General features: G+C 49.2%; 6 protein-coding genes. 5 read left to right on the top strand and 1 reads right to left on the bottom strand.

The features are described from left to right. The 3 genes from ACOJTG_RS07775 to ACOJTG_RS07765 all read left to right on the top strand — a co-directional run. Nucleotides 1–539 (top strand): RagB/SusD family nutrient uptake outer membrane protein (locus ACOJTG_RS07775; RefSeq protein WP_420153286.1); only part of this gene is annotated, 539 nt, incomplete at its 5' end. A gap of 51 nt (nucleotides 540–590) precedes the next feature. Continuing rightward, nucleotides 591–1,445 (top strand): glycoside hydrolase family 16 protein, encoded by an 855-nt coding sequence (locus ACOJTG_RS07770; RefSeq protein ID WP_420153285.1) that lies wholly within the window; start codon nucleotides 591–593, stop codon nucleotides 1,443–1,445. Between the two features lie 36 nt (nucleotides 1,446–1,481). Continuing rightward, entirely contained in the window at nucleotides 1,482–3,218 is a 1,737-nt protein-coding gene (locus tag ACOJTG_RS07765) for a cellulase family glycosylhydrolase (RefSeq protein WP_420153284.1), read from the top strand. A gap of 60 nt (nucleotides 3,219–3,278) precedes the next feature. Here the strand turns inward: ACOJTG_RS07765 and ACOJTG_RS07760 are convergent, their stop codons facing one another. After that, a complete protein-coding gene (locus ACOJTG_RS07760; protein WP_420153283.1) occupies nucleotides 3,279–3,701 on the bottom strand; it encodes a DoxX family protein in 423 nt (140 codons plus the stop codon). 367 nt (nucleotides 3,702–4,068) lie between these two features. Here ACOJTG_RS07760 and ACOJTG_RS07755 point away from each other — a divergent pair, with 367 nt between their 5' ends. Next, a complete protein-coding gene (locus tag ACOJTG_RS07755; protein WP_420153287.1) occupies nucleotides 4,069–4,953 on the top strand; it encodes an SMP-30/gluconolactonase/LRE family protein in 885 nt (294 codons plus the stop codon). 586 nt (nucleotides 4,954–5,539) lie between these two features. Then, nucleotides 5,540–6,484, top strand: a complete 945-nt coding sequence (locus ACOJTG_RS07750) for an AraC family transcriptional regulator (RefSeq protein WP_104715155.1) — start codon at nucleotides 5,540–5,542, stop codon at nucleotides 6,482–6,484. The last annotated feature ends 341 nt before the right edge of the window (nucleotides 6,485–6,825 follow it).

Here is a 6,825-nt window from a genome sequence, read left to right as displayed (position 1 = left end):
TCAATGCCATTCATTTTGATCCGCGAAATCAGGCAACGATTGCTAACTTAGACAGTCTGGAGAAAAACGGAATTGCGAGTTACGAAAAAGGCTACATGAACACGGGTTATTTCCTGAACAAACTCGCGGCTCGTCAGGCAGATCGGCCGACGGGAGCGGGTGCACCCGAATTGAATTACCCCCAGAACATCTACGAAATCCGTCTGGCCGATACCTACCTGATGGAAGCCGAAGCACTGGTTCGGGGAGGCGGAGACCAGGTACGGGCGGCAGCTCTGTTGAACGCCGTACGCGACCGGGCCTATCAGGATAACCTGCACCGCGTACCGGCAACGCTGGACAACATCATGCGGGAGCGGCGGGTGGAATTGGCTGGCGAAGGGCATCGCTGGTTTGACCTGGTTCGCTGGGGTACGGCGGCGAAAGTACTGGCCTCCAAAGGATTTGTAGCGGGCCGGAATGAGGTGTTGCCGATTCCATTATTGGAAATGGAGAACACCAAGATCGAGCAGAATAAAGAGTGGGGCGGAACGAAATAATCGGACAATCGGCGGAGGAAAAAGCCTTCGCCGATTTATTCAATCATGCTTATGAAATTGTTAACGGTTTGCTGTACCGCCTTACTCGCTCTCAGCTTTGGGGCTTGTTCTGGTCAGAAAACGCCGGTCAGTCCGGCTCCACCGGTCACCAGCGGTCCCAAAGACCTGAGCTGGACTTTTGAGAAAACGCCGGTTTGGGCGGATGAATTTGATTACACGGGATTACCCGATGCCAAGAAATGGGGCTACGATCTGGGCGGTAGTGGCTGGGGTAACAACGAGCTACAGTACTACACGGATAGCGAAAACAATGCCCGCGTCGCCAACGGAAAACTGACCATTACGGCCCGCAAGGAAAATAAGGAAGGCAAAGAGTACACCTCGGCTCGACTAGTAAGTAAAGGCAAGGGCGACTTTCTCTACGGACGCTTTGAAATTAGTGCCAAACTTCCGGCGGGACGAGGTACCTGGCCTGCCATCTGGATGTTGCCCACCGACTGGGCCTACGGCGGCTGGCCAAATTCGGGCGAAATCGACATTATGGAACACGTGGGATACGATCCCAATGTAGTTCACATTACGACGCATACTCTGGCGTACTACTTCAAAATAAACACTCAAAAAACGGCTACCCGTACCATCGACCGGGCTACGGAGGATTTTCACCGATACCGCGTGGACTGGACGCCCTACGCCATCCGCGGGTACATTGACGACGAGTTCATCTTCGAATTTGTCAACGAAGGCAAAGGTTCTGCCGTATGGCCGTTCGATAAACGTTTTCACCTCCTGCTCAACGTAGCTGTCGGTGGCGACTGGGGCGGTGCCAAGGGCGTTGATCCCACTATTTTTCCGGCGGCGATGGAAGTGGATTACGTCCGCGTCTATAAAATGATCGAAAAATAAAGCGTAGCCTCTACCGCCTGTTTTACCATTGAACCAATGATTTTTAGAAAAAGAATACAGCTGCTCGTCGGAGTGGCACTGGCGGCTTTGTGCTCACTAACAGCCAGTGGTCAGGGGTATTTGAAAGCCCAAGGTACCCAACTGGTTGATCGAGCGGGCAAAAAGATCATCCTGCGGGGGATGGGGTTGGGGGGATGGATGCTGCAGGAAGGGTACATGTTCCGGTTGAGTAACCTGGGGCAACAGTACCGTATCAAAGCCGCTATTAGCGAGCTTATCGGACCGGAGAAGACGGAAGCCTTTTACACCCGCTGGCTGAACAACCATACCCGAAAAATTGACATTGATTCCATGGCTGCTTGGGGATTCAATTCCATCCGGCTGCCAATGCACTACAACCTCTATACCTTACCGACGGAGCAGGAGCCGGTGGCTGGTCAGCATACCTGGCTGGAAACGGGCTTTGCTCTAACGGACAGCCTGCTGAACTGGTGTGAGGCTAATCAAGTATACCTGATTCTTGACTTGCACGCTACGCCGGGTGGACAGGGCAATGACCTGGCCATTTCGGACCGCGACCCGAGTAAACCTTCCCTGTGGCAGAGCGAAGCGAATCAGCAAAAAACCATAGCCCTGTGGCGGAAGCTGGCCGAGCGGTACGCAAATCATCCCTGGATTGGCGGGTATGACATCATCAACGAACCCAACTGGGGCTTCGAAGATCCGAAAGATGTCCGGGGTACGGCCGAGAAGAAGAATATTCCGTTACGGAAACTGATGGTTGAGATTACGCAGGCCATTCGTGAAGTGGATAAAAATCACCTGATCATCATCGAAGGCAACGGGTTCGGTAATAATTACGAGGGCATTCTTCCCACCTGGGATTCCAACATGGCCTTGAGTTTTCACAAATACGGAAACTTCAATAATCAGGAATCCATTCAGAAGTTTCTTACGCTGCGGGATACTTATAAAGTGCCCATCTGGCTGGGTGAGTCGGGGGAAAATTCGAATACCTGGTTCACGGATGCCATTGGCCTGATGGAACGCCACGACATCGGCTGGTGCTGGTGGCAGGAAAAGAAGATGGGAATCAACAATCCCCTGGAAATCAAAGTTACGCCGGGTTATGAACAACTCCTGGCGTACTGGTCCGGTAAGGGAGCGAAACCTTCCGCTGCGGAAGCGGAGCGAATTCTGAATGAATTGCTGGAAAATCTCAAACTGGAGAATAATCGCTTTCACCCGGATGTGGTAGACGCTCTATTCCGACAGGTACAGTCCAGCCAGACGCGGCCTTTCACCACGCATTCGCTTACGAAAAATACGGTGATCAAAGCCGTGGATTTCGATCTGGGTCGTCAGAGGGCCGCGTACTTCGATACGGACTCCGCCAGTTATCATTACACGCCCGGCGTTAATACCGTCGGCAACCGGGGTCGCCAGTACCGCAACGACGGTGTGGATATTGAACGGGAAGGAGACCGATACTACATCAGTCATAGCGAAGCGGGCGAATGGTTGCAGTATACGGTTCAGGCCGAAAAAGCGGGTACGTATCAACTGTCTTTTCGGGTGGCTTCGCCTGGCGGAGTCCTTTCGGTAGACGTTAATGGCAAACGCGTAGTAAAAGCAATGCCGCTGGGAAACCAGGGCGAAGCCTGGAGCCTGACACCCGCTCAGTCCATTCGGCTGAATCGGGGTGTAAATACCCTGCGGGTGTACGTAGATAAAGGCGGTTTTAAACTGGAATCACTACATTTTAATAGGTAATGTTCAATAGAATTCGCAACAAACGGCAGGGGTTTCTCTGCCGTTTGTGTTTAATTAGGATTAAGCGAGTTTACGCACGTCAGTCGAATACCTTAGTTCAAGCGACTTTCCCCGCATACGGTCCCGCTTTTTTCCCAGAACATACAAACCCAACAGCAAAGCAAGCATCACCAGGGGCATCAGTATAAGCGACATAGCATCACCTACATACGCCCGGGAAGCTGCTGCTCCGATAAAATTGATGGTGAAGCCCGCAAAGGCCCATTCCTTCAGCGTGGGAGACCAGGGCTGGATGAGGCCAATCGCTCCGAGTACTTTGGCCATTCCAAAAATACTGAGCACGTACAAGGGGTAGCCCAGATGCCGCATGACTTCCTGACCGGCTTCGGCTCGCATCAGGCCGCCTATGCCATCCATGAACATCAGAAGGGCAAAGGGAACGGTCAGAGTCCAGTACCAGAGATGGATCGTTTTCGGTTTCATCGTAATTGAATGAGAGGTGAACGGAAGAGAATAGTACGGGTAAGAATATGCCGTTTAATGCGTAAGATTGCTGGCCTTTTACAGGCCCTGCTGAATCTTTTTTAACAGATACGTATGCCGTTGCGTAGGGACCCGATAAAAAAGAAGTAGCTCCCAACGAAATTCTACGTCATTTGCTGCTGGTTCTGAAGAAATTCCTGGATGTTCATCCTTTAGGTGCGATGATCAATACAAAAGTAATGTAGCCTTGGCTAGAACGAGGTGTGTAAGTCCGGCATTCAGCGGGTGAGATTGCGACATTTAAGAGCTCACCGTTTTTCAATACATTCACAAGAAGTCTAACCATAAACGCTACCATATGAAACGAATGCTTGCCGTACTGATGCTGGCCGGAATTCCGGGGTTTAGTCAAATCAGCCCGCGGGCTGATTCCGTAACGAGTCCGGGTGCCGCCTTGAAACTGGTTGCTAAACAGTTCAGCTTTACGGAAGGCCCCGCCGCCGATAAAAAAGGGAATGTGTATTTCACGGATCAACCCAACGATAAGATATGGAAGGTGGATACGGAAGGTAAACTTTCCTTGTTCATGGATAAAACGGGTCGCTCGAATGGACTGTATTTCGATGCTAAGGGGAATCTGATTTCCTGTGCGGATGAAAATAATGAGATCTGGTCCATTCGTCCGGACAAAAAAGTGACGGTACTACTGACCCGTGAACCCGGAAAACGGTTGAATGGTCCTAACGATTTGTGGATTACGCCCAAAGGGGATCTTTACTTCACCGATCCTTATTACCAGCGGGATTACTGGGAGCGAAAAAAGCCTGAACTGCCGGGACAGTACGTCTACTTCCTGCCCAAGGGAAAAAAAGAAGCTCAACTCGTGGATAGTACGGTAGTAAAACCCAACGGAATCATTGGAACACCCGATGGGAAACATCTATACGTGGCGGACATTCAGGCGAATAAAACGTACCAGTACGATATTGGTGCCGATGGACGATTGAACAATCGAAGGTTGTTTACCGCTCAGGGGTCCGATGGCATGACCATCGATGAACGGGGAAACATCTATCTGACGGGTAAGGGTGTCAGGGTGTATAATCCGCAGGGAACGCTGATCCAGATTATTCCGGTACCGGCGGGTTGGGTAGGAAATGTGTGTTTCGGTGGAAAAGATCGCCGTACCCTGTTCATCACGGCTTCCGAAGCGGTATATACGATGGACATGCAAGTGAAAGGGGCGAAATAAGCAGGAGTCATTTAGGGATCCGTTCTACTTACTCGTACTATTTTCTTTAATTAGTTAATTGCTGATTTTTAGGTAGATGTATCTCTTCGTCTTTACTTAGAATAGAGTATGAGTGGGGTAAAATTCTGAAAATCAATTAAAGCATAGTGTTTAACTCTAACTTCCTAAAAGTTACTTCACTTTTGGGAAGTTATTTTTTTGTTAATAATCTGAAAATTAGTGTTTTATGTAAAATGGACAAAATGTCCTTTATGATTGAAATACAGAAAACGAAGAGTCTAGTCATTACTAGTTATTGCAAGCGGTATGGTTCGCAATAGCAGCCTTTACTCTTAATGCAGAACTTTGGTTTGTTTCATAGACATGAAGTAGAACGGTACACGCTCTTGCTTTTAAATATAGGTTCTGTTACCAATAACCTACAGAATTTCCCGAACGCGGAAACTTTTCATTTTCCTTTTTCCGTTCAAACCTTTATCAGACGTTTGCTACTGAAGCTATTTCAGCGGCAGGGCTGAAATTCCCCTAAAATCTTCGGATTTTCGAATACCCGTTTTACCTCATCCTGACCTTTTCCCTATCGCCGATGGAACACAAAACCCTGGATACGCGAACCATTGATACTTTACGGGATGTGCCGGAGTTGATACCCGTGATTCGGGACAACTTTCAGACCTTACCCGTCCGGATTATCAACCGGGCTGAAAATCCCTGCCGGAATTACCTGTCTCCCAACCGCCGGGAATTTTATAAAATCCTCTTAGTTACTGAGGGCTCGGGCGTGCTGACCATTGGTACGCATACCTATTATCTGGATGACCCCACCATTATTTTTATTCACCCCAGTGATATCATTTCCTGGCAAAAACGCTCGTGTAACGCGGGCGGCTATTCCTGTAACTTTCAAAAGACGCTGCTCGATCATCACCCGCTACTGAAAGCTACGCTGGACAAGTACACCCTGTTTCTCGACAAGAAAAAGAGCGTTATCCGATTGAATCCGCAACAGGTGGCCGTTCTGAATCCACTGTTTCAACGCATGCTGGAAGAGGAGCGGTCTGGCCAGAAACTTAACGAAGATGTGATTCAGGCGTATCTGCAACTGGTGATGATTGAATGTGCCCGAATCGCTGATTTTCCTGAACCCAATCACGTGTCGGAAGAGTACAAACACGTGCACGAGTTTTTCCATTTACTAGAGAAGGAAACGGCTCATATCAATTATACGCAACCCATTGCCATAAAAACGGCCAAGGAGTTCGCGGCCAATCTTTCGGTGCATCCTAACTACCTGAATGCCTTATTGAAAAAATACACGGGGCAAAACGTGAGTACGCACATTCGAAACCGATTGCTCGAAGAAGCGAAATCGCTTTTACTGCAGACCAACTGGAATCTACAGGATATCGGTTATAGCATCGGGTTTGCCGATCAGCCGAACTTTAGTTTGTTTTTCAAGAAAAATACGGGAATCACGCCTGCCGAGTTCCGCCGAAGTTCGCATCAGTTGCAGCGGCAGACGATGGCGTAGGTTATTGTTTTTACGCATTTGACTGCGTCTCGCACTTAGGCTTTCCGTATTGATATTGAACCGCTTCAGGATTAGCAAGCCTAACCCCGAAGGGGTTCAATATCAATAGCCATGGGTTGTACCCATGGAGGATTTTTGCATTTCTCTTTCATGCCGCATTGGTACCCCGCATTGCATACGGGGCTAATGAAGTAGAACCCCTTCGGGGTTGCATGCCCAACTCCAAGGATCTCAATTCCACAAACCTTTGTTTTTCATACAAATCCCTTTGCTTTAGATACAACCCAAACGCACCGAACCTCGGAGCTTTGGGATACCTCAGTCGCCACACATGGCATGAG

The organism is Siphonobacter sp., from assembly GCF_048595215.1.
Taxonomy (GTDB): domain Bacteria; phylum Bacteroidota; class Bacteroidia; order Cytophagales; family Spirosomataceae; genus Siphonobacter.
This window is presented reverse-complemented; position numbering and strand designations above follow the sequence as displayed.